We start from the raw sequence: 26,046 nt of genomic DNA, 5'->3' as shown, positions 1-26,046 counted from the left end.
ATTTTTATCTGGAAAATCAGTCAAGCTCGACCAATACTGAAAAGTACGCTAATCGGCCTACCCTTGGTCCACCGTAAACCTGAAATACTTTATTGTTTAAGATATTGGAGGCACCAAGCTTAAAGGTACTGTTCCAAGGCTTTACAACATAACTTACTTGGGCATCTACCAAATCATAGGTGTCGATAAAGCCGGTAAATTGAGGGGATCCTTCGAAGGTAAATCCTTGAATCCATTTGTAGGTTACCGCGAATCCCAAGTTATGATCTTTGCCTTTCCAGGGCTTATAATCACGACCAGAGAAGCTCAAATTGTATTTGTGCTTAGGAGTATTAAAGGCTGGTACAATGGGATCTTCGGAGCTGGATTTTTCCAATTCATCCTTATAAAAAGTCTCGGTGATAAAGTTTGATTTAGGAGTTAGATCAATGGAATTGTAGCTATAGTTTCCACTCACGCTTAAATGATCATCCAAATAATAATTCACACCGGCATTAAAGCCTTGGGTAATTACCAATCCTTCTGCATTGGCCGCCACACGATAAGCTCTTAAACTGCGAATACGGTCCGTGAATACCGGATCAAAGCGTGGGTCAAGCCCGAATTGATATCCAATAAAGCTGGTATACCAGGAGTGGAAATAATTGAAATCCACAAATACCCTTTTAAACCAAGTTCCGCGATAACCAATTTCGGCAGTAGTAACCCGCTCTGGCTGAATGGGTGCCACATTAAAGAAATCGAGATTATCGCGATCTAAATTCTCTTGAGAACGGTAATAGTCAAAGGAATCAAAGGTGATCAAAGAATCATAGCCTTCGATATTTCCTAATAATACAGCCCTACCTACATCATAACGCAGGTATTGATCTTGTAAAGTTGGATTACGAATGGCCCTCCCTAAAGATCCGCGGAAGGTGTGATTTGCTCCTAAATTATAAACCAGGGATGCTGCCGGAGAAAAGAGGTAATCAAAGTTTTGATTTTTATCCATCCTCAAGGTGAAGCTGGCTTTTAATACCTCTCCTAAAAAGAACTTCTCAGCACCGTAATAAAAACCGAATTCGGAATTGGATATCTGGCGGTATTCCTGAGAAATTACATTACCAACGCTATCGGTTTTAATGGAAGAGGCAATTACTTCATCAAAAATATTACCGCGCGAATTGGGACGATACAAACGGAAATTGCCACCCACTCTCATTTTATAGCCTTCGAAGGGTTCAAATTTATATTCGCCCATTACATGATATAAGGCCGAGCGATCATAAAAACGAGAACCTCCATCGGTAAAGGTTCGGGAGGTTACATCATTGAAAATGGAATCATAAGTGGCAGAACCAGGCAATGGACGACCTCCGGAAATAATTCCTAATAAGGAATCATGGAAATTGCTCAGCAACTCATTGTATTCTCTTAAAATATCTTGATACTCATTGGCATAAAAAGCCGAATCGAAGCTAGGGCTAGCTACATTAAAATTGGCGGCATTCTGAAAGGCATTGGCAAAACGGAAAGGTGCGCCAGACCAGGCAGAACTATAAGTTTGATTCCAAGTGGCTTCATCTCCTAAAACCGCATCATTCATTTTGAAGGCAGTTAATACCGCATCGTAACTCTGGCCTGCATCTTCCACTGTGGCATAAGCTCGTACAAAGAATTTATCCTTCTTAGAAACTTCTACAATGTTTTGCATAAACTGGATACCCTTCAGACTGAAGCGGTTTTCACCTTGATACACTGTAGTACCGGTACCATAGTTTAAGGTATAATCAAAACGCAGGTCTTTATCAGTACGATAAGCCAAGTTGATATTCCCTTTAAAATTGCGGGTATCATAATCTACCAAATCTATTTCCTGGTATCCCGGACGATAGAAGATGCCTAAACCCGGACGGTTATTGAACTTCACATCCTCAAAAGACTCTCGCTCATTATTAGAGGCCAAACTTTCATCGCCATAGATATTCACGGCATCATAGCGCCCCGGATTGGTGCGATCCACTTTCGAATCATCTACCGGATCGTAATTATCCGCTTCCCAGTCATCGGCACGGAGGTAGAATAAATTAATCTTAAAAGCGAAATCATCTCGACTTTCACTAAATAGTTTGAAAGACTCGGCATAACGCACCGCGGTTTCCGATAAGGCCCGCTCCCCTACTTTTTGCGAAAATGATAATCCCTGATAAAGGAAAGGATCTTTGGTGGTCATGGAGATTACGCCATTAAATGCTCCCGGTCCATAAAAGGCGGTAGAAGCACCGGCGATGATATCAACTGTGGTAATATCCAATTCATTGGCTCCAAGAAAGTTCCCCAGAGAGAAGTTAAGACCCGGAGCCTGATTGTCTACCCCATCAATCAATTGGAGACTTCGCACGGGGGATGTGGAATTAAAACCGCGGGTATTAATGATTTTGAAACCGATACTGGCTGAAGTTAAGTCCACCCCTTTTAGATTACCCAAGGCTTCATAAAAGTTGGGTGCTGGAGTTTCTCGAATAGCCCGGCCATCCAAAGCTTCAACCGTTAAGGCTGATTCTCTTTGTTTTTTACTGAGCCTTTGCTCGATAATATCCACCGCTTCGAGCATTTCGCTGTCTTCTTTTAATCGGATTATAAATTCTTGATCGGTAGATTTCACTTCTACTTCTAAATCTTGATATCCGATAAAAGAGACAATAATTTTCAGCGGGAAAGCGGTTTTTTTTGCGTCTAAACTGAAATTTCCATCCAAATCTGTGGAAGTTCCGATGCTTGTACCCTTAATTACCACATTGGCCATGATCACCGGTTCCTCGGTTTTCGCATCAATGACCTTTCCTTTAATTACCTGAGCCGCAACCGACTGCACCATCAATAAGCAAAGTAGCCCAATAATAATTCTCCTCACTGTGTACTGCTGTTATATATTGTCTAGCAAACTAATTAATTCTTTGCGAATAGACGCTTTCAGGAGCTTTTGAAAATTCTAATTTTGCAGGCCATGATCGGCAATAAAAAAATAGTAGTGGTTTTGCCAGCTTATAATGCTGCTAAAACCCTGGAGCGCACCTACAATGAAATTCCAGGTTCCATTGTAGATGAAGTAGTTTTAGTTGATGATAACTCTACTGACAACACCATTGAGGTGGGAAAATCCTTAGGTATAAAGCACATTATCCCTCATGAAAAGAATAAGGGATACGGCGGAAACCAGAAATCTTGCTACAATAAAGCACTGGAGCTTGGTGGTGATATCGTTATTATGCTTCACCCCGACTATCAGTATACCCCAAAGCTGATTGAGTCTATGGCTTATTTAATTGCCAACGACGTTTACCCGGTGGTTTTAGGTTCTCGTATTTTAGGTAAAGGTGCCCTTAGAGGTGGCATGCCTTGGTATAAATATGTGGCCAATCGCATTCTTACCTTGAGTCAGAATATTCTAATGAGCCAAAAGCTTTCTGAATATCATACTGGATACCGGGCTTTTTCGAAAGAAGTTTTGGAAGCCACTGCTTATAACAGCAATTCAGACGACTTTGTCTTTGATAATCAGATGCTGGCTCAGATTTTCTACAAAGGATTTGATATTGCAGAGATCACTTGCCCAACCAAGTATTTTGAAGAGGCATCTTCGATCAACTTTAAGCGCTCGGCCATCTATGGATTGGGAGTATTAAAGGTTTCCTTGCAATACCGATTTGCCAAATGGGGCTTAATTAAGCCTGCTTATCTAGAATAAGCCTTTCGGCGATAGAAGTAAAATCCATTCTTATGGTAGAGCAATTGAGCATCGGGAATTTCTCGAATCATTTGTCCTACCTTATTTACTTTGGTGGCGATAAGCACATCGCGATCTACCTGTCCGTGGTATAACCATTCGCGTTTATAGGCCTTGGGATCTACATAGGGTTGTACTTCCCCATAGAACCAGGGCACATAGCTTTTATAGCCATAATTCACAAAGTAAACTTCTTCCTGAGCATAGGATTCGAAAAACTCCACCGCTGCTCTTTGTGAAATGCGCTCCACCTTGCCGATAAAGAAGATCAAAGCGGCAAATACCCAAACAGCATTTCCGAAAAATAAAAGTCGGAAGGAAAAGCCCGGATTGCGCTTGCGGTAAATCCAATAACCAATAATGGTAAATAGCAAGATGATTGCGGGAATATAATCCCATGCGGACCAGGGCACTTCAGCATCCATATTGGCTTTGGCAAAGGGATCTTTATCAAAAAGATGAATAATCTCGTCCACATGCATGCCCGCCCAAGGCAAAGCTATTGAGACTGCAATCGCTATAAAGGCAATAAAGCTTAAGCTGATGGCAATCCAAATTTTATGCTTGCGCGGAAACTCACTGATTTGCCAGAGGCTTAAGGCCGATAGGAAACTAATCGGATAATAGGCCATGGAACTATAGTGAATAATCTTAGTTCCAACGAGGGAGAATAATACTAGCACCACCGAAAGGAGGATAATCATCCAACGCTGGAAATCGGCCACATGCGGATGCAGGCCTTCTATTTTGCCTAATCCGCGTAAAGCGAAAATACTAGCGGGAAAACAGCCCAGTAAAAGCACTACAAAATGATAGGCCGGAAATCCACCATGCCCCGCGTCATTAGTAGTGAGCAACTCCCACTGTCGAATGGTGAAATCTACAATAAAGTCGGGGCCATTAAAGCTGTATTCTACTAAAAACCAGAGCAAGAAGACCCCTAGCGCTACTAAGGAGTAAATGAGAAAATCGGAAATCTTCATTCCAAATCGCAGTGACTTGGAAATAGCATAAGCTACCAAGGTGAGGAAGATGATTAGATAAGCTACCGGACCTTTGGTTAAAATGGCCAAGCCGATAAAAATTCCTCCTACAACCAGGTAAAAGCGAGCCGATTTAGAAAGGAAAATGAAGTTTACCTGATTGCGCTTCCATAAAAAGTGAATCAGGAAAAAGAGGCCATTAAATATAAAGAAGTTGAAATAGGGATCGATAATCCCGGATTTGAAATAAAGGAAGGGCAAGGTGGCACCAAACCAACTTAAGGCCCAGAAGAATCCAAATTTGCGATCTACCAAAAACTTACCACTGATGTAGAGAAACGGTAAAACAAGGATTCCTAATAAGGCATTAGGGAATCGCGCTGCGTATTCGCCAATCCCAAAGAGCTCCATAGAGCTAGCTTGCAACCAAAAGAACAAAGGCGGTTTTTCGGTAAAGGTTTCGAAGTTAATGGTCATATGTAACCAATCTCCGCTCATCACCATTTCACGTGCGAGCTCCGCAAAATTGACTTCATCCCAATCAAAAAGGTGCACTCCGCCTAAGAAAGGCAAGAAAAAGAGGGCCCCTATGAGAATCCAAAACCAGGTATTTTTATCGAAGTACTTCATTGGCGTTTAAACCAGTAGGCTTGTACCCAATCCTTATTTATTTTGAAAGCCAAATACAAAGCATTTATAGCAATAAATGCACCTAAAATAGCACCGGCACCCACATCTCGTAAAAAATGCATGGAGAGGTAAATTCTAGAATAAGCCACTCCTAATGCAATGCTGAAACAAAGTAATTGCCAGCCCTTTTTACGAAGGAAAAATGCCAGTACTCCCCAAGCGGCAAAGGCTGCGGTAGTATGACCACTGGGAAAGGAATGATTGTAATGGGCTTTTACGCCTGGTACTTCCCGTAGATCATAATCCAGCTGCTCAAAATAGCGCATGGGTCTGGGTTCGTTAAAATAAGATTTTAATGCTGAAGTGAAAAGCAAGGTGAGCACAGCTGAAAAAATCAGCGCTAACATCGCTCGTCTTTTCAAGAACAGAAAAGGAACAATCAGCATTAAAAAAACTAAGCCATCCCCTAGGTAGGTATACCAGGGCATGGCTGAATCTAAAAAATTAGAATAGTACTGATTAAACCATATCTGTGTTTCCGCCAAGCCATTGCGGGCGGTAAAAAACAGAGCAAGTAAACCAAAGATCAGGGTCGGTGCCAGAAACCATCTTAGCGACCGAATGATTTGGTTGATTCGCATAATTTAGGATCCGATCGTGTGCAGTAATTGGTGAACCTGGCTATCCCAAAGAAGTTTGTCTTCTTCGATTTCATCCTCCTCACTATAATCTACGATGATTAAGGAGGTATCATTGGTTAGCTCATCTACTTCAATACGGAATTCGAAAAAGTACTTGTTGCCTTCATCCTCATCCTCTTCCCAACGAAAGCGAATGAACTGATCTTTTTTTCGAGCGATACGAAAAGCGTCGCGCTCCTCTCCTTCCCAGATAAAAGTATACTTCTCACCACGAGAATTTACATCGTCCGAAAACCACTCAGACAAACCGCTGGGAGTGGACAAATAAGGGAATAACATTGAAGGGGAAGCTTTTACCGGGAATTCAAGCTCGAATTTTGTTTTATCGGACATCTTAGATCATTAACTATTGAGAAGGGCGCAATATATAAAAAAGTAGCAGTGAAAAACCTTGCCACAAATCTTTGTGAATTTAGAAATGTCAGTATATTTGCCGCCCGAAAACGGCGAGGTAGCTCAGTTGGTTAGAGCGTCGGATTCATAACCCGGAGGTCACGGGTTCAACTCCCGTCCTCGCTACAAAAAGAAAAAGGCTCTGATTTTCAGGGCCTTTTTTCGTTTAGTGATTTTGGATCAGTTCGCTTGTATTCAAAGTGGGCTGCATTTCAATTCGTGAAGGAGCATTTTTTATTTGAGATGCCGTCCATTTTCTCAATCTATTTTAAAAGAAATTTCGGAGGATTCTTATCCGCCAGAGGCGGACACGGGTTCAATCCTCGTCCTCGCTACAAATAGAAAAAGGCTCTGATTTTCAGGGCCTTTTTTCGTTATACGATTCTTGTAGCTATTTCAAGCCATTTATACCTTCCTAAGATCTCCTTCCAGCAAGACGCTTTTAGGCAAGGCAGCATCAAAAAATTTCTTGAGAAATATCATTTGAGGAATGGCCCTACTCTTTCCATAAAGTCCGGCCAGGTATACCGCTACCGCTCCCAGGACTGCTATGGGCAATAACCAAAAACCCCAAATGGTTTTATTGAGCACATACTGGGAATAGCTTAAAACAAAGCTTCCTGCGGCAATTAAAATACAGATGGTATAGAGGAACATGAAAAAGGTCCAAATACCGGCTGCAGGTCCAATTAAAACGCGAATCAGCGTACCTCCTTCCGCTTGTTCTTCCAAGTTTAAATCCATTTCTGGCGACCAGGTATGACGATCTTTTTTCTTGTAGGAGAAAATTAAATGTCCGTGCGTATCCTTATACTGCAAAGGCCAATTAGCATCACTGCTCAAGGCCTGTTTTAAGGAGCTCCGTAATTCAGCTGCAGTACGCTCATTACTAAACTTGTAACGAGGACGCATTTGATACTCATTAAGGCTGGGTTGGTTCATGGAGCTAATTTATTAAAAGGCTCTATTCAATGAACTATTAGCAAATCGGGAATAGTATTTTTGCGCTCATGTCGCAGGATGAACTCTATATCCAACGCTGTTTAGAGCTGGCGGAAAAAGGCCGATACACCGTTGCACCCAATCCCATGGTAGGAGCGGTAATTGTGCATCAAGGAAAAATAATCGCTGAAGGGTATCATCATCACCCCGGTGGACCCCATGCAGAAGTGGTGGCCATTTCTCGGGTGAAGAACCCGGAACTACTCAAAGAGTCCTGCATCTATGTGAGCTTAGAACCCTGCTCTCATTTTGGTAAGACTCCCCCCTGTTCTGATCTCATCATCGAGAAAGGAATTCCAGAAGTGGTAATCGCTTCTCGAGATTATAATGCCGAAGTGAATGGCAAGGGCATTGCCAAATTGCAAGCGGCTGGAATTAAAGTTCGCGAAGGAATTTTAGAAGCAGAGGCTCTGGAATTAAACCGACGCTTTTTCACTTTTCACCGCGAAAATCGCCCCTACATTAGCCTGAAATGGGCCCAAAGTGCAGATAGTATTATGGACCCGGATCGTGAAGCACAAGAAAAAGGGATTCATTGGATTAGTCAGCCCGAAACTCAGGTTTTCACGCATAGATTAAGAGCGGAGAACCAAGCTATTCTGGTAGGTCGTAAAACCGTGGAGATTGATAATCCCTCCTTGGATTGCCGGGCTTTTGAAGGATCCGATCCATTGCGAATTGTCTTGGATCCTTCTTATCAATTAGGATCTGAATATCGGGTGTTCCGAGATCAAAATTACCTGCGTTTCAGCCGAAAGGCAGAAAATGAAAGAGATCGATTATTAGAGTCCAATTCTGATTCTTTGTCCTCCCTGATCAAAACCTTGTATGATGAAGGCATTCAAAGCCTTTTGATTGAAGGCGGTGCCCATACTCTGCAATCCTTTATTGATGCAGGTCTTTGGGATGAAGCATGGATTATTAAGGCCAGTCATAATTTAAAATCCGGTTTGCCTGCTCCCAAAATTAGCGGACAGATTTACGATGAATTCAAATTAGGTAAAGACCTCATTCAAAACCTCCGTCCCCTATGATTTGGTTGCTCCTGAGCATAAGTTGTTCGGTACTTATCTTCATCGTATTTAAGCTGTTTAAGACTTATTCGGTTGACAATCTGCAAGCCATCTTGGTCAATTACTTTGTGGCTTTTGGAATTGGTTTAGCTCTTAGTGATGGCGAGCAACATCCCCTGAATTTAGCAGAGCAGCCCTGGTTCTCCTCTGTTTTAATCTTAGGCTTACTATTTATTACCCTCTTTCGATTAATGGCCTGGGTTAGTCAGAATTACGGCATGGCCACCGTTTCGGTTGCGGTGAAAATGGCTGTTATAGTTCCGGTTAGTTTTGGGGTGCTCTATTTTGGCGAATCGCTGGGTGCCATTAAATTGGGGGGAATTCTACTGGCACTGGTGGCAGTTTATATGACTAGCTACCAGCCTAAAAAAATGAAGGGCTCTGCTGCCAATTTTTGGTTTCCCATTATTCTGTTCCTGGGTTCTGGCTTTCTGGATGCCTTTTTAAAATACAATGAAGCCGAATTGGTTCCCGCTGTGGATCAATCCTGGTTTGCTTCCAGCATTTTTGGGATGGCCGCTATTTTCGGGTTGTTCTTTGTCGCTTACCAAAGAATCATGCAAAAGCAAAAGTTTGAGCTTAAATCGGTTATAGCTGGACTGGCATTAGGTATTCCCAATTATGGCAGTATCTATTTTTTACTCCGCTCCTTGAGTATGCGCGGTTTGGAAAGCTCCAGCATTTTTGCTCTTAATAATGTGGGAATTGTATTCTTAAGCGCGCTTTTGGGTTATTTCTTTTTCAAGGAAAAATTGAGTCGTTTAAATCTCGCGGGTATAGGCCTGGCTATAGTTTCCATTGTTTTGATAGCTTTAGCCCTATGATGCAAGAGGCCCTAACCGCCGACCATTACCAAAGCATAAAGGAAAAATCAGAAGCGCTTTTTAAAGACCGTGGTTCGAAATTTATAGCCTTGGCTTTTCCCTTAAAGGATGAAAGTGACTTCCCTGCCATTCTGGAGCAGGTGAAAAAGCAGTACTACGATGCTCGCCACCACTGCTATGCTTATCGTTGCCAACCTACTCAGCCCCAATGGCGTTTTAATGATGATGGTGAACCCGCCCATTCTGCCGGCACTCCAATTTACCACGCCATTCAGTCGCAAGAACTTTGGGATGTTGCGGTAATCGTAGTGCGTTATTTTGGCGGAACTAAATTGGGAGTTGGCGGATTAATTAATGCTTATCGCAACTCCGCAGAAGAGGCTTTGCAAAATGCCCGGCCTTTGGACGTATATTTATATCGGCAATTTGAAGTGCGCTTCCCATATTCGGCAATGGATGATGTGATGCGGGTTTTACCCCAAAGCGAATTTGAAATTGTAGGTGAATCCATGGATAAAGATGCTGGCTATCAGCTGAAAGTGCGAAAGTCCAAAACCGATTTAGCCCTGGATCAATTGAAAGAATTATATCAAATTAAGATCAAAGAACTGGATGAAGATGTTTAAAAAAGCCCTGTACCTGCTCCTGTTAAGTCCGGCCCTTCTTTCGGCCCACGGTAATAAAACACCGCTTCATAACAGCCAGGCTTATGGCAGTCCGATGCTCGAATACCGTCAGGATCATTTCTCGGGAGAAAGCGCTTTAAACCTCGCTTTAGGCTTATTGCCTGATGCGAATTGGACCCTTGAATTAAACAAGAGCGTTCAAAGTCCTGCTGGTCAACACGAACATTACGATTTATTATTAGAAGGTCGTAAACTGGCATTTCAAGCTTTATCCCTTCATTATTATCAGAATGGTAGTCTGCTAATTCAATATCCGGATCTACCTAAGCAATTAAGCAATTTGGAAGAGTTGAAGATAGATACCACTGCCATGCGTCTGGAATTAGATTGCGATAGGATGAATAGTGAGGCCGGTATCATCGCCTTACAAGATGTATTAATGCCAGGATTTAGTCTGGATTTCTTTGGAGCCGAAGGTGCCCACTATCAAGCTTTCGTAGCTGGTGCGGAGATCTTTAATCTGGCGGATAATCGTCGCTATGCCTCAGACTCTACCTGTACGGCCAATATCTTTTTACCGGATCCGCTCAGTACTGCCAATGTAAATTATGGTGGTAATTACAGCGATAATAATGACGCTACTAATTCCAGCTTAAACGCGCAACGCTTCCTGCGTAATTTCACCACAAGCTTTGATAATGGGGTCTTTAAGCTCGAAAATGCCGACATTAAGATTGATGACTTTAGTGCTCCATCGGTTGCCCCCGCTACCAGCACAATTCCAGTATTTAACTACACCCGTGCAGATGATGAATTTGAGGATGTAAATGCTTTTTTCCATTTAAGCCATTATAAAAACTATATCGACAGTTTGGGTTTCACTTCAATTCCGGGATCTCAAATTTCCATTGATGTGCACGCATTGAGTGATGCAGATCAGAGTTATTTCAGTCCGGCAGAGAGCCGCATTTACATGGGTGAAGGTGGTGTTGATGATGCAGAAGATGCCGATGTAGTTATTCATGAATACGGCCACTCCTTAATTAGTGGTGCTGCCGCCAACACCAATCGCATTAGTGAAAGATCGGGTATGGAGGAAGCTATTTGTGATTACTTCGCCATTAGCTGGTCATTGGTATTCAGCCCCAATCAAAGAGATCGGGTTTTTAACTGGGACGGACATAATTCCTTCTGGCCAGGACGATCAGCAAGCAGCACTAAGGATTATCAGACCCTTACTTTCAATTCCAATATTTATCAGCATACCGATTTAATGGCATCCTGCCTTTTGGAGATAAGAGATAATACCAGCCGCCAAATTGCTGATAAAATCATTCTGGAAGCCTTATTCACATTACAGAATAATAGTACTTATCCTGATTTTGCCCGCATGGTAATTCAAGCTGATGCCAACCTCTATGGTGGTAGCCATTTTCAGGTTATTAAAACCGCTTTTGTGCGTCGAAATGTGCTGAGCTCCGACTTTAGCCTCGAAGAGCCCGGAAATCCCTATGGAATTCGTTTATTCAATACACTGGGCTTTGTTAAGGGAGAATCTTTGACTTTAGAAAGTGATGATTCCTTAAGTCATTATACCCTGCGTGATGTACAAGGAAGGTTAGTTCAGGATGGTAGCTTGGAAGGCCGGTCGGCGGAATTAAATTTCAGCATTAGCACCGGACTTTACTTCCTGGAAGTACAAAACCTAAAAGGTGAAAAAGCTAGCTTCAAGGTTTTGAAATAAAAGTAAGACCAACATATCAGCATAAAAAAAGGGCCTATAAAAGGCCCTTTTTTTGAAGTTGTTTATTCAACCAACGTCTTAATTCGACTAATTCTTTGGGTTCATTTTGAATAGAACGAACCTTCTTATCAAAGTTCCCGTCTTTACCTCTATACTGGAATCGATAGACATACTGTGGCCCGTCGGCAGATTCATCTACCTGGTACAAACTATCTAATCCCATAAATTTCAATTGCTGTAATTGCATTGCCAGGCTATCATTAAAAGCCTTTTGATTCGCAATCAAGGTATCGCCTTGAAATTGGGTGTTTCGCATTCCACGAAAGCGCAAGATATTTCCATCCATGCGCGCACGGTAAATGGCGCAAGTTCCCATACAGCCTTTACTTTCCCAATCGAAGGACCAGGATTCATTATCCTCTGAAATGTAATTGTACATCTCTGTAGGAGGAGAACAAGCTCCTAATGAAAGCAGAAGGAAACTGAAGGGAATTAAACGCTTCATAAATTACTTTTTACGACGTTGCTGACGACTTTGATTTTGCTGCTGTTCTTGCACTTCACGCATACGACGCATCAAACGGTTCTCCTTTTGTGGGCCTTCTTTACGCTTGGCAATTTTCGCTTTAATCTTATCCTCATCAATAAAGGAACGAATAGCAAACTGCTGACCAAAGGTGATCATGTTCGCTACAAAATAGTAATAGCTCAAGCCTGCTGCATAATTATTAAATACCCCAAGGAACATAATCGGCATCAGATAAATAATGTATTTCATCTGTGGGAATTGCTGATTTTGCGCCGAACCGGTTAACTGCTGATTCATATAGGTGTAAATCAGGGTTGAAACGGTCATTAAAAGGGTAAATAAACTTACGTGATTACCATATACCGGAATAGTAAAAGGCAATTGGTAAATTGAATCGTAGGTACTTAAATCCGTAGCCCATAAGAAAGGCTGTTGGCGCAATTCGATCGAAGCCGGGAAGAATTGGAAAAGCGCAATTAAAATTGGGAACTGCAATAGCATCGGTAAACATCCACCTAAAGGACTTACCCCCGCCTTATTGTACAATTCCAATTGGGCCTGCTGCTTCTTGGCTGCATCATCGTATTTCTCGTTTAACTCATCAATCTCCGGTTTCAATACCCGCATCTTCGCCATAGAGCGATAGGATTGATAGGTTAAGGGGAATAAAATCATTTTGATCAATACGGCGATGATCAGAATAATCAAACCGTAATTAATACCGTAAGCTTCTAGCCAGTTAAATACGTTTAATACGATACCACGGTTAATCCAACCGAGGATACCCCAACCTAAGGGAATTAACTTCTCAAATCCGGCATCGTAAGAATCCAGAATCTCGAATTTGTTAGGTCCTAGGTAAATAGACAATGGCAAATGTAAATCTCCATTGCTGGCTTTTGGATACTGTAAGCTAGAAGCATAATACTTAGTGTAGCCTTCTTCATCCAAACTGGCAACTTCAAAATCACCAGTTGCGAAAGGTTCCCCTCTGGATTGTAAAATGGTACAGAAAAACTGCTGGCGATAGGCCACCCAGTCTAAAGAACCTTCAGCTACTTCCTGATCACGAGAAGTGGTATTAAAGCTTTCCACATCCTGATCTTTAACCAGGCGGTACTGCATTTCAGAGCGGGTAATCTCGTTGTCTTTGTTTTTCTCATGACGACGAGCTTTCATTTCCCAAAGCAAGTTCTGATCTACATTAGCCAATAAATTGCTTAAACCTTGACTTTGAACATCAAAATCCAAGCGATAGTCATTATCCTTAATGGTATAACTATAGCGCAATTGACCACCTTCATCGGTTTGAGCCACCAATTCCACAAAGTTGTCACCTTGCTTGGCTAATTTAAATTGCAATTGAGAGCTGCTGCGCAATTGACCAGCCTGAATATTAAATCCAAAATTGCTGTTCTCCTTTAAGAGATAAAGCGGCAGTGAATCGTAAGTACGATACTTCTTGAGTTCCGCTTCAACCAACTGACCGCCAAGACTTGAGATCTTAACTTTAAGCAATTCATTCTCCAGCACAAAAAACTCGGTACCGGAATGACTCATCATGTGCTTGGCGAAAGGTCCGTAGAGACTTACCGCTTTTAAATACTCTAGGCTATCGCTTTGAAGAGTATCATTAGATAATGTCATTTCGGGTTCCACCGCTGCTGCTATTGCAGTGCCGTCAATGGCCGCTTCTTCAACCTGAGTGCTATCAGTAGAATTGGCTAAGGCCGCATCCGCAGTAGCATCTCCATTATCGAAGAATACGGTAAAATAAAGAACAATAGCACCAATTAGCAGGAAGCCAACGATGCTGTTTAAATCCAGCTTACTTTTCATTTTAAGCGTTTTCGTTTTCGCTGTACTTCAAGGCAGCGGCTACAAATTTTACAAATAAGGGATGGGGGTTGGATACGGTACTTTTATATTCCGGATGGAATTGTACGCCCATAAACCAAGGGTGATCCGGGATTTCTACAATTTCCACTAAATCCATATCAGGATTTTTACCCGTGGCAATCATACCATTCTTCTCGAAATCAGCCAGATATTGGTTGTTAAACTCATATCTATGGCGGTGACGCTCACTAATTGATGGGCGACGGTAAACACCATAGGCGATAGAATCTTCTTTCAATGCGCAATCACATGCACCTAATCGCATGGTTCCTCCTTTGCGAGTAAGACCTTTCTGATCTTCCATTAAGTCGATAACCGGATAGGCAGTGTCGGCATCCATTTCGGTACTGTTAGCACCTTCAAAGCCTAATACATTACGGGCAAACTCAATCACCGCAGCTTGCATACCTAAGCAAATCCCTAGGAAAGGAACTTTACTTTCACGGGCATAACGAATAGCATCTAGCTTTCCTTCAAAACCACGCTCACCAAAGCCTGGCGCTACTAAAATTCCATCCAATCCACCTAAGGTTTTCTCCATGCTGTCTTTAGACAGATTTTCGGAATGAATCCAGCGGATCTTCACTTTGGTTTCATTGGTGGCTCCAGCGTGAATAAAGGCTTCGGCGATAGATTTATAAGAGTCTTTAAGCTCTACGTATTTTCCGATTAAGCCAATTTCCACTTCGTTTTTAGGGAAGCGCAATTTGTAAAGGAAGTCCTTCCAATTAACCAAATCCAAATTGTCTTCAACCGGAAGGTTAAGACGGTTTAATACCACTTCATCCAAATGCTGGTTGCGCATTAAAATGGGCACTGCATAAATGGTTTCGGCATCAATACTTTGTACTACTGCTTCCTTCTTCACATTGCAGAAGAGAGCCAGTTTTTTACGAATATCTTCTCCCAGATCATGTTCCGTACGACATACTAAAACATCGGGCTGAATTCCTGATTCCTGTAATTTTTGAACTGAGTGCTGGGTAGGCTTGGTTTTCATTTCACCGGTAGCCGCCAAATAAGGCACTAAGGTTAAATGCACTACTAAGCTGTCATCGCCTAATTCCCAACGTAACTGACGAACGGCTTCGATATATGGCAAGGCCTCAATATCCCCTACTGTACCCCCGATTTCGGTAATTACGATTTCGAATTCGCCGGTATTTCCCAATAATTGGATACGACGTTTAATCTCATCGGTGATATGTGGAATTACCTGAACGGTTTTTCCAAGGTAATCACCACGACGTTCTTTTTCAATTACGGTTTGATAAACGCGACCAGTGGTAACGTTATTCGCCTGTGAGGTTGGACGGTTTAGAAAGCGCTCATAGTGCCCCAGATCCAGATCCGTTTCGGCTCCGTCGTTGGTTACATAGCATTCGCCATGTTCGTATGGATTGAGGGTTCCTGGGTCAATATTAATGTAAGGGTCCAGCTTTTGGATCGTTACACTGTATCCTCTGGATTGTAATAGAGTGGCTAAAGAAGCCGAAATGATACCCTTACCCAGTGAAGAGGTAACACCCCCGGTTACAAAGATGTATTTTGTTGATGGCATAGTATAGGTGACCTGCGTTGTCTACTGGGGTGCAAAGCTACTAATTATCCCAAGTATACCGAGCCCTTTCAGACTAAGCCTTCAATGATCTTTTCAATACTGATGCCTTCGGCCTCTGCACGGTAGTTTTTAACGATACGGTGACGTAGAATAGGCTTAGCTACGGCCATAACATCTTCGGTATCAGGGCTAAACTTACCTTGTAAAGCAGCATGTGCCTTAGCGGCTAAGATTAAGTTTTGTGAGGCACGTGGACCAGCTCCCCAAGAAAGATATTCGCGGGTAACCTCCTTAGCATTAGGGGTATCCGGACGTGTTGCCTGTACCAATCGGATGGCATATTCATAGAGGTGATCACTCACCGGAATTTTGCGTACCAATTGTTGATATTTTAATATCTCATCAACACTGAGCACTTCATTTACCTCCGCTTCCACTCCGATGGTGGTGTTCTTTACGATACTCACCTCTTCTTCAAAGCTGGGATATCCCACTTCGATATTAAACATGAAGCGGTCTAATTGCGCCTCAGGTAAAGGATAAGTTCCCTCCTGCTCTATTGGGTTTTGCGTGGCCAATACAAAAAAGGGATTCGCCATTTTATAGGTATGTCCACCAGCAGTAACCGAACGCTCCTGCATGGCTTCCAATAATGCCGACTGCGTTTTAGGAGGAGTACGGTTAATCTCATCCGCCAAAATAATATTGGCGAATAATGGTCCTTTCACAAATTTAAACTGACGATTTTCATCCAGAATTTCCGCTCCAACGATATCAGAGGGCATTAAATCCGGAGTAAACTGAATTCTGCGAAAGCTTAAACCTAAGGATTGAGCTACCGTATTTACTAATAAGGTTTTGGCCAAGCCTGGAACACCAACTAAAAGGGAGTGGCCCTTGCAGAAGATTGAAAGCAAGAGCAGATGAATTACTTCATCCTGACCAATAATTACTTTGCCAATTTCATCTTTAAGGAGTCGGTACTTAATACCTAAATCCTTAACCATTTCTACGTCTCCGCTATTGTTCTGCATACGAGGAATTGTTTAGCCACTGGCGCTCAAAAGTGCATTGTAAGTAATCATTGTTTACCCGAACGTAGGTATCCAAAATTTTATCATTTACCCATTCCTCCAAAACTTCTTGCTTCTTTTTAGCTAGGGCGACCTGCTTTATCCGCTGATAATCGGTAGCCATATTTGCCACATGAGCCTCACTACGATCAATCAGCTTTACAATTTTATAGCCCTCTTTTTCATCACGAGTGCGGAATAATACGGGTTGCGAAATAGTTCCTTCTTCAATGCCCTCAAGGGTATAGAATACCGTTTTATCCAGCTGTCCTATTTCCCAGCGACTATCACCGGTTTGTTGGTTCATAACCCGACCACCATTTAGGCGAGAATCCTCACTGCCAGAAAACTTCTGAGCGGCATCTTCAAAGCTGATTTTAGAATTTAAGATCAAAGTTCGGATGCTATCTGCTTTTGAACGTGCTTTTTCTAAATCTTCGCCCGAAATTTTAGGTTTGATAAGGATGTGACGTAAATCCAATTCCTGACCAATCTTCTTTTGGATTTGTACAATATGATAGCCGTACTCGGTGCGGAATGGCTCCGAAATCTCGTTGAGCTTTAGGTTAAAGGCCACCGCTTCGAATTCTTTTACGAATTGACCGCGCTTAATTCCCTTATACTCTCCACCATTACGGGAGCTACCGGGATCTTCCGAATAAAGCACCGCCATGGTACTAAAGGAAGAGCCGTTCTCTATACGATCTTTAATTTCCTTCAATTTATCAATGGCCTCTTGCTTGGCCTGATCGGTAATTTCAGGGAAAATGGAAATTTCAGAATACTCAACTTCAGCATTGATCAGCGGTAAACTGTCTTTGGGAATGCTCTCGTAAAACTCCCGCACTTCGGAAGGGGTGATTTCTACATCGCCATTAATTTCCTGAAGCATTCTTTGGGCGGTCAATTGATTTTGGATTAAAGGGGCCATTTCTTCCTTAATCTCCAAAATTGACTTTCCGTAGTACTGCTCTAATTTGGCTTCACTACCAATCTGTTGGATGAAAACGCCAATACGACGATCAATATTCGCTTGTACTTCATCCTCACCTACTTCTACCGAATCCAATGCTGCTTGATGAAGAAGTAGTTTCTCCATTAAGAGATCTTCGAATACCTGGCAGTTGTTCACCTTCAGGCCGGGATTCTGACGAACCTGAGCTTCGGCTGTTTGATCTAAATCACTTTTGAGTACAATCTCTTTTCCGACAACAGCCAATACTCCATCCACTAATTTGGGTTGAGCTGAAAGGGCCAAATTGAGGCCTAAGCCTGCCAGAACGAGGTAGAATTTAAGGGTAGGTTTCAAATTCTTTCTTTTTTAATGCGTCACTTAGTAAGTTCTTCTCCAACTCTGCAATCAAGTCCAAACGGCGTTTGTTTACTAAAGTTTTACGGATAATATCCTCCACATAGATTAAGGGCGAAGGATTGTCTTTGATCTTGTAATTCTTGATTTCAGCGAAATATACTAAACCCTCAGCTTCCATTTCCACGAATTTATTCTGCGCTAGGAAGTCTTGCTGGTTATAGGTGCGAATGGGCAATAATTGGCGGAATTCATTGAAGCTTATCCAACTGGTGTCCTCCAAAGAAAAACTACGGGCGAAGGAAAGGGCATAATCCAATAATGCCTTTTGATCTTCTTCCTTATTGCTTTTAAACAGCCCTGAAACCTTATCTACATCGGGAGCATCCTTAGGTAGGCTTAAATAGCGTAACTGTAAGATGTTCTCCTTCAGTTGAAAATTATCGAGGTGGGCTTCGTAGTATTCTTTTACCTGAGCATCGCTTATGGTCGTATCTAAACGATCATCCACATATTTCTGTTGATAAGCAAACTTCAACAAATCATTACGATAGTTTTTGATTTGCTCTTCGAACTGCTTTTGCTCCTCGGTAAGATTAAACTCGGCCTTATAGATCATCAGTTCGTTCTTAGCCCAAACATTAATGTAGTTCTGAACAAAACTGGTACTGTCATCGGCCGAAAGGCCTTTAGGAATAATGTCTTCCAAATCCGTTTGATAGAGGTAAGAGTCGTATACCCGAGCCACCACCGGACCCTTGTTTTCCTCCTCTTCCAGACCCTGGAAAAAATCGCAGCCTCCTGCGGTGAACAGGAGGCTTGCAATTAATGATATTCTAAAAATATTATTCAAGCTCAGAAATGACTTCCTTGAGAACGTCTTCATTAACCTTAACGGTATACTTAGCTCGTAATTCTTCAATCCAGGCTTTTTCCAAATAGCTTTGGTAATCGCTAATTACTCGGCCTTTTGCTTCACTGAGTTCTTTGTTGCGTGGTGCTTCTACCGAAATAATCACGGCTTGCATATAGCGTTCGTGCACTTCAGTGAGATCTGTACGACCTGGCTCAGCTTTCTTTTCTACCAAAGGTGCCCAATCACCTAATTCCTTCAACTCAGCAGTAGCACTATCAATATTCAAGTTAAGCTTAGACTCAATATTTAAGTCTTTCATAACCTCCATGCGACTCTTTCCTTTTTCAAGAGCTTTACTTGCCTTTTTAGCCGTCTTCTTATCCACAGCATTAATAAGGTAAACATTGTAGCGCGTATCCCACTGATAATCTTCACGATGATTAGCAAAGAATGCTTCTAAACCTGTAGTATCGGTCATGGCACGACGCCATACTTTTTCCTCGGTTAAGTCAAAAAGCAAAATACCCTCATAGTATTCACGCTCCAGCATTCTGAAGTCGGCATACTTCTCTGAAAGACGGCTCTTTTCGTAGTTCAATAATTCTTCTTCCTGATAATCTTTGATGAGCTTATAAACCTGTGAACGCAGATTTCCACCGCGACCATAACGACTTTGACGCTCCTTCACCAAGTTCAGGATATCTTTTACGGAGTATTTGAAATTGGCAAACTCAAATACAGTTTGATCTGCATGATTAAGCTTACTTGGTACTTGATAGCCACGCTCCATAAATGACTCGTCTACCTGCTGATACACCCAATTAAAGGCCTTAGGATACTCCTTGAACTTATAATCCTGCTTAATGCGCTTCATTACCGAAACCTGACTCTGTTGGGCACGGGCATCACGCTCTACTTTATTGCGGATTTGTCCTTCAGCTTCTTCAAAATCAGGCACACCAATATGGTCTACCAGCATAATTATATGCCAACCTACCGGAGTTTTAATAGGCTCTGAATAAGCACCACTATCTTGTAAAGCAAAGGCTGCATCCTCAAATTCAGGATACATTTTATTGATTCCGAAGGCTTCTAAGATTCCATCTTGTGGAACGGAAGTTTTATCTTCAGAGTATTGTTTTACCAGAGTTACGAAGTCCTCTCCTGCTTGAAGCTTGGCGTAGATCTCATCAATCTTTTTCTTCACATCTTCTTTCTGCTGTGAAGTGCTTTTATCATTATCGATCAACATCAAGTGAGCTACGCGAACTTTACCACGAGCATCACGCTTATCCGTTGTTTTAACGATATGGTATCCAAACTGACTGCGTACCGGATCCGAAATTTTTCCGATGCGAGTGTTGTAGGCAGCATTCTCGAATGGATAAACCATATCAAAAACGGTGAAATAGCCTAAATCACCACCCTTACGAGCGCTATAGGTATCATCGGAATTGGTTTGAGCTACTTCTTCGAACAAAGCACCATCCTCGATCTTCTTCTTTAAGCTCATAATCTTGTTATAAGCAGCCAAAGTATCTTCGGGAGTAGGGTTCTTAGGCAAGCCCACCATAATATGCGATGCACGCACATCGAACTTCATCCGGCTATAAGCCTCACGAATCAGTTCCTTGGTAACATCTTTATCCGATAAATAAGGCTTGGTTAATTGCTCACGATAATTGCGGAATTCGCGTAAAAAAGCCGGCATGGTATCCTTCCCCATTTCTTTGGCCTCATGCACCTTCAATTTAAAATTGAGGTATAAATCCAAATACTCGGAAGGAGATTTAGGATCGATTTCCTGACCAATGTCGCGATTCTTATTGTACACCGCCATATACTCTTCGGCGGTTACGGTATCATTTTCTACCGTGAAAAGAACTTTTTTGTTCAGCTCTGACTGAGCTTTAAGACCGCCGCAAAGCAGCGCAAGACTTAGGATTACTAAGGACTTGTTTTTCATCATAAACAGAGTTTATTTTCGGCTATAGTTTGGTGATTCGCGGGTAATGTGCACATCATGTGGATGGCTTTCATGTACGCCTGCGGCCGTAATTCGCACGAAGGTGCCATTTTTTTGTAAAGTAGCAATGTCTGCAGCGCCACAATATCCCATTCCGGCACGCAAACCACCAATAAATTGGTACATCACTTCACCTACTTCACCTTTATAAGCAACTCGGCCAACAATACCTTCCGGAACTAATTTCTTGATATCGTCTTCCACATCCTGGAAATAACGATCCTTGGAACCTTGTTGCATGGCCTCGATAGATCCCATTCCGCGATAAGTCTTATATCGACGACCTTCGTAGATAATAGTTTCACCCGGAGCTTCTTTAGTTCCTGCCAACAGTGATCCCAACATTACGGTATCGGCACCAGCGGCGATGGCCTTTACGATATCTCCAGTAAAGCGAATACCACCATCAGCGATAAGGGGAACATCTGTTCCTTCAAGGCCTTTACGAGCCTCCATTACCGCGGTAAGTTGAGGCACCCCTACTCCTGCTACCACACGAGTAGTACAGATAGAACCAGGGCCAATTCCAACTTTAATAGCATCGGCACCGGCATCCGCCAAATAACGCGCTGCTGAAGCCGTAGCCACATTACCTACTACCACATCCAGTTTAGGGAATTTAGCTTTAACCGCTTCTAAGGCTTTTACTACCCCGGCACTGTGGCCATGGGCTGTATCAATTATAATGGCATCCACATTAGACTCTACTAAAGCCGTTACGCGATCCAAAACATCCGGGGTAACTCCTACTGCTGCTGCAACCCGCAAACGACCATAATCGTCTTTATTGGCATTAGGCTTAATATGAGATTTGGTAATATCACGATAAGTAATCAAACCAATCAGATGATTATCCTTATCTACTACCGGTAATTTTTCAATTTTATGCTTTTGCAGAATTACTTCTGCTTCTGCGAGGCTGGTATTCTCAAAGGTGGTTACCAAACCCTCTTTAGTCATGATTTCTGCCAAGGGGCGTAGATCATTCTTTTCGAAACGCAAATCGCGGTTGGTAATAATACCAATCAGTTTCTTCTGATCATTAACAATAGGAATACCTCCAATGCGGTAATCGGCCATCATTTTCTTGGCATCGCTAACCAGTGCATTTTCATGTAAGGTTACCGGATCGAGGATCATTCCACTTTCGGCACGCTTTACATTGCGTACTTCCACCGCTTGTTGCTCGATGGTCATGTTTTTATGCAATACTCCGATACCTCCATCTTGCGCAACTGCGATTGCCATAGTGGCTTCGGTTACGGTGTCCATCGCCGCAGAGATAATGGGCGTTTTAAGACTGATATTACGCGTGAATTTGCTGGAAAGATCAACTTCGCGTGGTAACACTTGAGAATAGGCCGGTACGAGAAGTACATCATCATAGGTTAAACCTTCACCCATGATTTTATCACTGAAAGTTGACATAGAGCGGTGCAATTAGAATTAAATTGCGCGCAAATTTAGCAATTAAAAGCAGACCTAGCGCTAGCAAAATGAGCTTATTGTTTAAGCTTATCTTAAAATAAAAAAGCCCCTCCCTTTCGGGAGAGGCTACTTGAAATCGCCTTAACCTTTCTAGCGGATAAGGGTAAAAGACTGACGTTCCTCAACTTCCTGATCACCTATGGTTTGGAACTTTAAATAGCTCACATAAACCCCTTGAGGAACCTGGTTGCCTTCATAGGTTCCATCCCAGCGATCATCAGGATCATTGGTTTCAAAAACTTTCTTTCCCCAACGATTCATAATGTAGAAGTGATAGTTATCCACATCATTTAGGCGCATCGATGGACCATAAGTTTGATTTTCGGCAATACTACTACCCGGACGGAAAGCTGTTGCCATATATATTTTGGCATTTTGCTGTGCACAGGCCTGGTTGGAAAATGCACTCATCGGGTTACCTTGATTATCTACTATCCCCTGAGGGTTTCCACCTTCAATGGCTTTAATATAATAGCAATAGGCTCCTGCTTCAATTGGATTGGCTTCTACCAAATCAGCAATCTCATAGTCAATCCAAGTGGTGTCTTCACGGCCATCAACCGTAATGTTCTCACCCACTTTCTTCCAATTAAAGCCATCTGCGGGTCTGCGGTAGATCTCATAGCGTTCCACATAACCATCCCAGCCGATATAGGTATTCCAGCTTAGGCGATTCGTTACATCCTCCGCAGCACTTACATTCAATCTAAGGTTAGTGGAGATATTACTAATGGTATCGTAACCACCACAGCTATCTATAGCTGTTAAACGGTAGTAATAATTGAACTGATTGGGCTCAACTCCAAAATCCTGAAAGGACAGAATATAAGGTGGTGCTTGTGGCTTAGCCATGGTAGCAATGGTTTGATAAGGACCATAGAACTGAGGTGCTCTTTGTACCTGGAAGCTGCGAACATCCGCATCTCCATCAACATAAACGCTCACATCTAAGGCATTGCGGCTGAAGTCATTCGTTACTTTAGAGATATACAATTGCTCTGACTGCTGAGGTACAGCCGCTTCTACACAAACCGAATTTGAGGTGGAGCTCAGATCTGCAATTGTATCTCTGGCTTCAATCACATAACAATAGATATAATCCTTCTTCAATTCATTTTGTTGGAAGCTGGTATCCGTTGGACTGGCAGTGAAATAGATTGTAGGTGGCAATTGGGTACCATCATCCTCGGTAATTTGCACCCATACGCGGTATTCATGTACTCCATTAGGGAACTCTTTGTAGGCATTCCAGCTAATACGAGAATAACCCTCACATTTATTCAGATAATTGCGTGCATATACCGTATTGAAAGTGCTCACCGCCAAATCATCGCTGGCATTTTCACAGCTATCTACCGATAGGATTTTAAATTGCTCAAAGCGGGTATCCGCCATAGAGGCATCCCAAACATAGGGCATTGGCTCATCGGCAGGAATGGTATCTACGATTACCCAACCATTTAATGGATCATTAAAGATTAAGTAGAATTCAACAATATCTTTAATGGAATCCGAATCAAATTCAACTGCTGCCTTATTATCCTCATTCACAAAGACCCGAACCAAATCCACATCTTCCACATTGGTTAAATCCTGGAATCGACCGGTATCCTGGCTAGAGCCGGAATAGCAATCTACAACGGTATCGGGAACTCTAATTTGATAGTTCACCAGCATATCACATACACTAACGGTATCAATGTAATCGAGACTGGTTGTCGAATCTACTTTAATCCAATCCCCACTGCCGGCGGGTGCTTCTTTCCAAATTTGATAGATATTTCCGCGTAAGGGGTTTAGACCCGAGCCATTATGTGCGGTCCAATTCAATTGGGCATACTCCGGGCTATTCGGTGGAATAGGAGTAAGCGTTAATTGCATTGGACTGATGATATCGCTAGGTTTCGAGATAAAATCACATGGACCGGTACTCATCTCCATAAAGAAGTAACTGCTATTTCCCTGGGAGGGAACAGTGGTAGTAAGAGTATCAAAATGGGGAATGCTATCTATCACCGTATAGGGTCCGCCAGGTGATGATGCACCATAGATACGATAGTAATTAAACTCGAGTACACTATCCAATTCCGGTTGCTTCCAACTAAGTTTTATGGAACCATCCACTTGCACATCGGAGCAACTTAAATCCGGCGGCGTGGGATCACCCGCGATTACATCAACAATGATCGTCGCCAAACCAACTTTAGGAGCAGCACAACCATCATCCTCCATTCGTACGGTGAAGTAATAGGTATTCGAAGCGGTACCGCAGCCTCCAAAGTTTAAGTGCACACAATCAGGTACCCAGAAAAACTCCACCGTATTTTGAATAACGCTGCAATAGGTTCCGGAGCTATTAAATGAGGTTAAGGTTGCACAGGGTGCTGCACCATTACAGCCCGTTTGGGAAGCATAATTATTACTGTTCAATTGCAGTCCTCCTGCTTTCATACAAATCTGCTGGAAAGAACCATTGGCAAACTGATCTAAATCTCGGGCTACTACCCTAAACTGAACCGTATCTTTGGGGTAAGTTCGAATTCGATAAATATTACCACTGCGACTTACATTGGGATAAACCGATGTATCAATTTCAGCAGAAGGGGTACTTGGGTTTACAGGACAATCTTCATCCTTTAAATAATAAACAGGCACATCCCGATATACCTCTCCAATCAGCTGATTACAACGGTATTCGCGTATTACCACACAAGAGGCATACCAGCCATCACTAGGATTATTTGCTAAAGTGGTTATCTCTCCAGAAAAACGATCTAAAGTATTAGGTCCATTGTTAGGATCCTCACTTCCATCAGGGAAAGGTGCCGTAGGACTGTAGCCATTATTAAATGCTATATTTTGATTTGCTCCCAATTTAGGCATGGCCCAATCAAATACCAGGCTATCAATATCTTTATCCGCAGGAAGGTGGTTAAACTCGAACAAGAAGTTAGGGCAAGTTACCGCATTGGCATCCTGAGCAAATACCGGACTGTTATCGTAACAAGTACTGGTATTCAAAGTCCCTAAATTGGGATCGGTATAAGGGAACATTTTTGAGCGCAGGTAATAACCGGTATTTCCCCCGGCATTTTCTAAAAATGGACGAGCAAAGCCTGTCCAGCTGAATTCCCAACCTGTAGCAGGCGGTATTCCATTTAAAGATACCTGACCACTACGAAAAACATACTTTTCTATTGAACCTGGATCTCCATCGGCACAATTTAAATCCAGTGCAGTATTCGGACATTGAGGAGATACATCACCGGATAAACTGGCTACATAATTACAGACAATATTTACAGGTCCAACGATGGTTTTTGGGTTAGTTAAAATAGTAGAACCTGTACAATCACGATACAAAGTTAAAGTGAATATATACTGACCATTAGGGGTGCATTCCCAATATATTTCTCCCCCTAAATAATGAGACGCGGAAAGCGGACTTATTATAAAAGTCAGAAATAAAATTAGGCTAATCTTCAGGTGTTTCATAGGGAATAATTTTCCTTAAAAGTATTAGGCCTATGTTGATTATCATAAGCCCAATGAGTGTAACA

Annotated in this window: 19 protein-coding genes and 1 tRNA gene; 6 read left to right on the top strand and 14 right to left on the bottom strand. The window is 42.3% G+C overall.

Going from position 1 to position 26,046, the window contains the following annotated elements:
• Window positions 1-16: 16 nt before the first annotated feature.
• Window positions 17-2,896: a TonB-dependent receptor domain-containing protein gene (locus tag H4K34_RS16920; protein WP_246452148.1), complete on the bottom strand. Its 2,880-nt coding sequence runs from the start codon at window positions 2,894-2,896 to the stop codon at window positions 17-19.
• Between the two features lie 93 nt (window positions 2,897-2,989).
• Here H4K34_RS16920 and H4K34_RS16915 point away from each other — a divergent pair, with 93 nt between their 5' ends.
• Complete coding sequence (locus tag H4K34_RS16915) at window positions 2,990-3,730, top strand: glycosyltransferase family 2 protein (protein ID WP_210758565.1); 741 nt, start codon at window positions 2,990-2,992, stop codon at window positions 3,728-3,730.
• Here the strand turns inward: H4K34_RS16915 and H4K34_RS16910 are convergent.
• The 3 genes from H4K34_RS16910 to H4K34_RS16900 are packed head-to-tail and all read right to left on the bottom strand — an operon-like array spanning window position 3,718 to window position 6,416.
• On the bottom strand, window positions 3,718-5,382 hold the full coding sequence (locus H4K34_RS16910) for an ArnT family glycosyltransferase (protein ID WP_210758564.1): 1,665 nt from the start codon (window positions 5,380-5,382) through the stop codon (window positions 3,718-3,720). The two genes, H4K34_RS16915 and H4K34_RS16910, sit on opposite strands and share 13 nt — an antisense overlap.
• Window positions 5,379-6,023 (bottom strand): phosphatase PAP2 family protein, encoded by a 645-nt coding sequence (locus H4K34_RS16905; RefSeq protein ID WP_210758563.1) that lies wholly within the window; start codon window positions 6,021-6,023, stop codon window positions 5,379-5,381. The genes H4K34_RS16910 and H4K34_RS16905 overlap by 4 nt, the downstream gene beginning before the upstream one ends.
• A 3-nt stretch (window positions 6,024-6,026) precedes the next feature.
• Complete coding sequence (locus H4K34_RS16900; protein ID WP_210758562.1) at window positions 6,027-6,416, bottom strand: START-like domain-containing protein; 390 nt, start codon at window positions 6,414-6,416, stop codon at window positions 6,027-6,029.
• Window positions 6,417-6,528: 112 nt separating this feature from the next.
• Between H4K34_RS16900 and H4K34_RS16895 the strand changes: the two genes are divergently transcribed.
• Window positions 6,529-6,602: transfer RNA gene (locus tag H4K34_RS16895), tRNA-Met, on the top strand.
• A gap of 279 nt (window positions 6,603-6,881) precedes the next feature.
• On the opposite strand, the gene H4K34_RS16890 is transcribed toward H4K34_RS16895, so the two are convergent.
• Entirely contained in the window at window positions 6,882-7,418 is a 537-nt protein-coding gene (locus tag H4K34_RS16890; protein WP_210758561.1) for a hypothetical protein, read from the bottom strand.
• A 68-nt stretch (window positions 7,419-7,486) separates the two neighbouring features.
• On the opposite strand from H4K34_RS16890, the gene ribD reads away from it, so the two are divergent.
• The 4 genes from ribD to H4K34_RS16870 are packed head-to-tail and all read left to right on the top strand — an operon-like array spanning window position 7,487 to window position 11,745.
• Window positions 7,487-8,512: a bifunctional diaminohydroxyphosphoribosylaminopyrimidine deaminase/5-amino-6-(5-phosphoribosylamino)uracil reductase RibD gene (ribD, locus tag H4K34_RS16885; RefSeq protein ID WP_210758560.1), complete on the top strand. Its 1,026-nt coding sequence runs from the start codon at window positions 7,487-7,489 to the stop codon at window positions 8,510-8,512.
• Window positions 8,509-9,375, top strand: a complete 867-nt coding sequence (locus tag H4K34_RS16880) for an EamA family transporter (protein ID WP_210758559.1) — start codon at window positions 8,509-8,511, stop codon at window positions 9,373-9,375. The genes ribD and H4K34_RS16880 overlap by 4 nt, the downstream gene beginning before the upstream one ends.
• Entirely contained in the window at window positions 9,372-10,001 is a 630-nt protein-coding gene (locus H4K34_RS16875; protein WP_210758558.1) for an IMPACT family protein, read from the top strand. The genes H4K34_RS16880 and H4K34_RS16875 overlap by 4 nt, the downstream gene beginning before the upstream one ends.
• A complete protein-coding gene (locus H4K34_RS16870; protein ID WP_210758557.1) occupies window positions 9,994-11,745 on the top strand; it encodes a hypothetical protein in 1,752 nt (583 codons plus the stop codon). Before H4K34_RS16875 ends, H4K34_RS16870 begins: the two co-directional genes overlap by 8 nt.
• Window positions 11,746-11,779: 34 nt before the next feature.
• Here the strand turns inward: H4K34_RS16870 and H4K34_RS16865 are convergent, their stop codons facing one another.
• From H4K34_RS16865 to H4K34_RS16825, 9 genes are all read right to left on the bottom strand, one after another.
• Window positions 11,780-12,250 (bottom strand): DUF6438 domain-containing protein, encoded by a 471-nt coding sequence (locus H4K34_RS16865; protein ID WP_210758556.1) that lies wholly within the window; start codon window positions 12,248-12,250, stop codon window positions 11,780-11,782.
• A 3-nt stretch (window positions 12,251-12,253) separates the two neighbouring features.
• On the bottom strand, window positions 12,254-14,113 hold the full coding sequence (gene yidC / locus H4K34_RS16860) for a membrane protein insertase YidC (protein ID WP_210758555.1): 1,860 nt from the start codon (window positions 14,111-14,113) through the stop codon (window positions 12,254-12,256).
• 1 nt (window position 14,114) lies between these two features.
• Window positions 14,115-15,734, bottom strand: a complete 1,620-nt coding sequence (locus H4K34_RS16855; RefSeq protein ID WP_210758554.1) for a CTP synthase — start codon at window positions 15,732-15,734, stop codon at window positions 14,115-14,117.
• A 68-nt stretch (window positions 15,735-15,802) separates the two neighbouring features.
• On the bottom strand, window positions 15,803-16,768 hold the full coding sequence (locus H4K34_RS16850) for an AAA family ATPase (protein ID WP_210758553.1): 966 nt from the start codon (window positions 16,766-16,768) through the stop codon (window positions 15,803-15,805).
• Complete coding sequence (locus H4K34_RS16845) at window positions 16,755-18,116, bottom strand: peptidylprolyl isomerase (protein WP_210758552.1); 1,362 nt, start codon at window positions 18,114-18,116, stop codon at window positions 16,755-16,757. The genes H4K34_RS16850 and H4K34_RS16845 overlap by 14 nt, the downstream gene beginning before the upstream one ends.
• Window positions 18,100-18,969: a hypothetical protein gene (locus tag H4K34_RS16840; protein ID WP_210758551.1), complete on the bottom strand. Its 870-nt coding sequence runs from the start codon at window positions 18,967-18,969 to the stop codon at window positions 18,100-18,102. Before H4K34_RS16840 ends, H4K34_RS16845 begins: the two co-directional genes overlap by 17 nt.
• On the bottom strand, window positions 18,962-20,941 hold the full coding sequence (locus H4K34_RS16835) for a peptidylprolyl isomerase (protein WP_210758550.1): 1,980 nt from the start codon (window positions 20,939-20,941) through the stop codon (window positions 18,962-18,964). The genes H4K34_RS16840 and H4K34_RS16835 overlap by 8 nt, the downstream gene beginning before the upstream one ends.
• A gap of 9 nt (window positions 20,942-20,950) precedes the next feature.
• On the bottom strand, window positions 20,951-22,426 hold the full coding sequence (gene guaB, locus H4K34_RS16830; protein ID WP_210758549.1) for an IMP dehydrogenase: 1,476 nt from the start codon (window positions 22,424-22,426) through the stop codon (window positions 20,951-20,953).
• A gap of 150 nt (window positions 22,427-22,576) precedes the next feature.
• Window positions 22,577-25,981: a T9SS type B sorting domain-containing protein gene (locus H4K34_RS16825; protein WP_210758548.1), complete on the bottom strand. Its 3,405-nt coding sequence runs from the start codon at window positions 25,979-25,981 to the stop codon at window positions 22,577-22,579.
• Between the last annotated feature and the right edge of the window lie 65 nt (window positions 25,982-26,046).

This window comes from Croceimicrobium hydrocarbonivorans, assembly GCF_014524565.1.
GTDB classification, from domain to species: domain Bacteria; phylum Bacteroidota; class Bacteroidia; order Flavobacteriales; family Schleiferiaceae; genus Croceimicrobium; species Croceimicrobium hydrocarbonivorans.
Note: the sequence above shows the minus strand (reverse complement) of the source record. Positions and strands in the feature narration are given on the sequence as shown.